General features: G+C 44.4%; 3 protein-coding genes. All 3 read left to right on the plus strand.

All coding sequences use genetic code 11. The features are described 5' to 3' along the window. The first annotated feature begins 170 nt into the window (after positions 1 to 170). On the plus strand, positions 171 to 998 hold the full coding sequence (gene trpA, locus LC653_RS25285; protein ID WP_229497464.1) for a tryptophan synthase subunit alpha: 828 nt from the start codon (positions 171 to 173) through the stop codon (positions 996 to 998). Positions 999 to 1352: 354 nt separating this feature from the next. Next, positions 1353 to 2597, plus strand: a complete 1245-nt coding sequence (locus LC653_RS25290; RefSeq protein ID WP_229497465.1) for a tyrosinase family protein — start codon at positions 1353 to 1355, stop codon at positions 2595 to 2597. A gap of 49 nt (positions 2598 to 2646) precedes the next feature. Next, the coding region (gene trpB, locus LC653_RS25295; protein WP_229497466.1) for a tryptophan synthase subunit beta at positions 2647 to 3502 on the plus strand (856 nt) is incomplete at its 3' end.

The following is a 3502-nucleotide window of genomic DNA, read 5'->3' on the forward strand; positions in this document are numbered from 1 at the left end:
TTAACGGAGATAAAAGACTCATTCACGAGGATCAAAGACTCGTTAACGGAGATAAAAGCCTCATTCACGAGTATCAAAGACTCGTTAACAAAAAATTTAGCATGGGCATCGCTAATTGCTAAGTGTAAAATATTTCAAAACTATTAAACAATCATTAACTATTCTTCAGCATGACTTCTATCTCCGCTTCCTTTCAAACATTACGCGATCGCCAACAGTGTGCTTTAATCCCCTTTATCACAGCAGGCGATCCTAACTTAGAAACCACCGCCGAGGCTTTACGCATCTTAGATCGTAACGGCGCTGACTTCATCGAGTTGGGCGTTCCCTACTCCGATCCTCTAGCAGATGGGCCTGTGATTCAAGCAGCAGCAACCCGCGCTTTGCAAAAAGGCACAAAATTAGAGCAAGTGCTAGAGATGTTGCACATAGTGATTCCTAGCCTAAAAGCGCCAATAATTCTATTTACTTATTACAATCCCATTTTGCACCGGGGTATTAAGTCGTTTTTAGCGCAAATTGCCACTGCTGGCGTGCAAGGGTTAGTAGTACCAGACTTACCCTTAGAAGAAGCAGAAGAATTAATCCAAACTGCTGCATCTTTCGGAATTGAGGTAATTTTACTCGTAGCTCCTACCAGTTCTAGAGATAGAATTGAAGCGATCGCTCATCAATCTCAGGGTTTTATCTACCTAGTGAGCGTTACAGGCGTTACAGGTATCCGCGCTCAAATTCAAGACCGCGTAAAATATTTATTAACAGATTTGCGAAGCGTCACCGATAAACCCATCGGCGTTGGTTTTGGCATCTCCGGGCCAGAACAAGCACATCAAGTAAAAGAATGGGGTGCAGATGCGGTGATTGTTGGTAGTGCCTTCGTTAAAAAATTAGCTGAAGGTAGCCCAACTGAAGGATTGCAAGCTGTAAAAGAATTTTGTCAGGAACTCAAAGCAGCCATTACTCCAGTATCCCTGCAACAAGTTGGTTCCGCAAAATAAAAAAGCTCTCTTTTCTCTCTCTGCGTTCTCTGCGCCTCTGTGGTTCGATAAAGAAATAACGAACCGCAAAGGGCGCAAAGGTCGCAAAGGAAGAAATACAAAGGAAATCTTGGCTATGAAACTCCTGCTGAAATCTGTCAAAATATTAATTTATAGCGTACTTCTAGTAGTAGGTTGGGTGGAGGCTTTGCGTAACCCAACATCCTGATATGTGTTGGGTTGCGCTCCGCTCCACCCAACCTACATCTAATGCTGCCCCTCGGTCACTAAGCATAGTCGTTCGCGGAGCGTCTCGTTCGCGCAGCGTCTCCGACAGGAGAAGAGAAGTGCTGCTCCTCTTATTTTATTAAGATAATGAAATACCTGCTGAAATCTGTCAAAATATTAATTTATAGCGTACTTCTAGTTAGCGCCTGTGCTATTACAGTCTTCGCCCACGATCGCATTGACCACAAACAATACAAATACCATTGGAATCACAATGTTGGACAATACGCTCGCCTAGCTGTAAGAAAGAACGTAACTGACCTGACATCAGCAGAGAAAACAGCCTTAGTCAAGGCTATCAAAACCTTAAAAACTACAATTCCCGCAGGTAGCAAGCTCAGTATTTACGACCAATTCGTTGCCATACATATAGGGGCAACACGCTTGATTCATAACCATAAAGGACATTCCAATGGTTCCGTTCAAGAACTTGCTCATGAAAATGCCGCATTTTTCCCTTGGCATCGAGAATATATTCGCAGATTTGAACAAGCACTGCAAGCAGTAGACCCAAATGTTACTCTCCCATACTGGGATTGGACAGACGCCAAAGCACTTGATGTGATTTTTAACGATGACTTTCTTGGTTCTAACGGTCAAGGAGTAACCATCAAAATTCCAAATCAAGGAAACTTTACAGGCGGCCCTGTGCCTGGGGCTTTTGCTGCTGCAAATGGCTGGGTTATGAATCCAGCATTAAACATTGACCCAGATACCCAAACATCATTAGGTACATCACTTGTCCGCTTTCTACGACTACCTCCTGCCAGCGATTACCCTGTACCCAAAAAAGATATTGAGCGTGCCCTGGCTCTTAATAACTATTCTCTATTTCGCCCTGCTTTGGAAGGATTTATCTCTGTAGATGAGCAGGGTAAAGTCACCCCAGGAGGATTCATCCATAACTACATTCATGGTTTAGTTGGTGGGGTACAGATAGACGCAAGCACAAGACCCGTAAAGTTTAAGGGCTTGGGTACTATGAGCAATATACCAAGTTCGCCTTATGACCCAGTGTTTTGGTTGCATCATGCGAATGCAGACCGCCTCTGGGCTGAATGGCAAGAGAACGGTCATAAAGGTAGCGATTTTTATCCTGTTGGTGGTCAGCCTTACGGACACAACCTTAAAGACCGAATGTGGCCTTGGGACGGCGGTATGTCTACCCCCAAAGCTACGGCGTTAGGAGATTTAGTATCTCTATTACCAAATTTTAACTCCGACGATTTGGTGCGCCCTATAGACGTTTTGAATCACAGGGAACTTGGTTATACCTACGAAACCCGTGAAAGGGAAACGCGAAAAGAATTTTATCTGTGGGATAAGTTCTAAAAAGTTAGAACGAAAGTAAAAAATACTTGAACATAAAGGATTTTCAACTGTGGTAAGCATCCAAGACATCAACGCTTTAATTTCAACTACGCCTGTGCTACCTGACCTTTTAGGCAGGTTTGGAAAATTCGGCGGTAAGTACGTCCCCGAAACTTTAATGCCTGCATTAACTGAGTTAGAAGCGGCATTTAATCAATATTGCAATGAGCCGAGTTTTGAAGCAGAACTGCAAAACTTACTGCGCGATTATGTAGGACGACCCAGCCCATTATATTTTGCTGAACGCTTGACAACAAACTACGCTAGACCAGATGGCACGGGGCCGCAAATTTATTTAAAGCGTGAGGATTTAAATCATACAGGCGCTCACAAAATTAATAATGCTTTAGCTCAGGTGTTACTAGCTAAACGCATGGGCAAGCAACGGGTGATTGCAGAGACAGGTGCAGGACAACACGGCGTAGCGACTGCAACTGTATGTGCTAGGTTTGGTTTGAAATGTGTAATTTACATGGGCGTCCAGGATATGGAACGCCAAGCCCTGAACGTGTTCCGCATGAAGTTAATGGGGGCAGAAGTTCGTCCAGTTGAGGCAGGTACGGGAACTCTCAAGGATGCAACTTCTGAAGCAATTCGAGATTGGGTGACGAATGTAGAAACAACTCATTACATCCTGGGTTCTGTTGCTGGCCCTCATCCCTACCCAATGATTGTCCGTGACTTCCACGCGATAATTGGTATAGAAACTCGCGCTCAGTCCCAAGAGAAATGGGGAGGATTACCAGATATTCTACTGGCTTGCGTGGGTGGAGGTTCCAATGCGATCGGCTTGTTTCATGAGTTTATGCATGAACCTTCGGTGCGCTTAATCGGAGTCGAAGCGGCGGGTGAAGGTGTAAATACAG

Source organism: Nostoc mirabile CHAB5784 (assembly GCF_020829645.1).
Lineage (GTDB): Bacteria > Cyanobacteriota > Cyanobacteriia > Cyanobacteriales > Nostocaceae > Nostoc > Nostoc mirabile.

Bases quoted from the DNA above. Each gene is read 5' to 3' on its own strand.
- trpA (WP_229497464.1), top strand. From the start codon at position 171: ATGACTTCTATCTCCGCTTCCTTTCAAACATTACGCGATCGCCAACAG.
- LC653_RS25290 (WP_229497465.1), top strand. From the start codon at position 1,353: ATGAAATACCTGCTGAAATCTGTCAAAATATTAATTTATAGCGTACTT.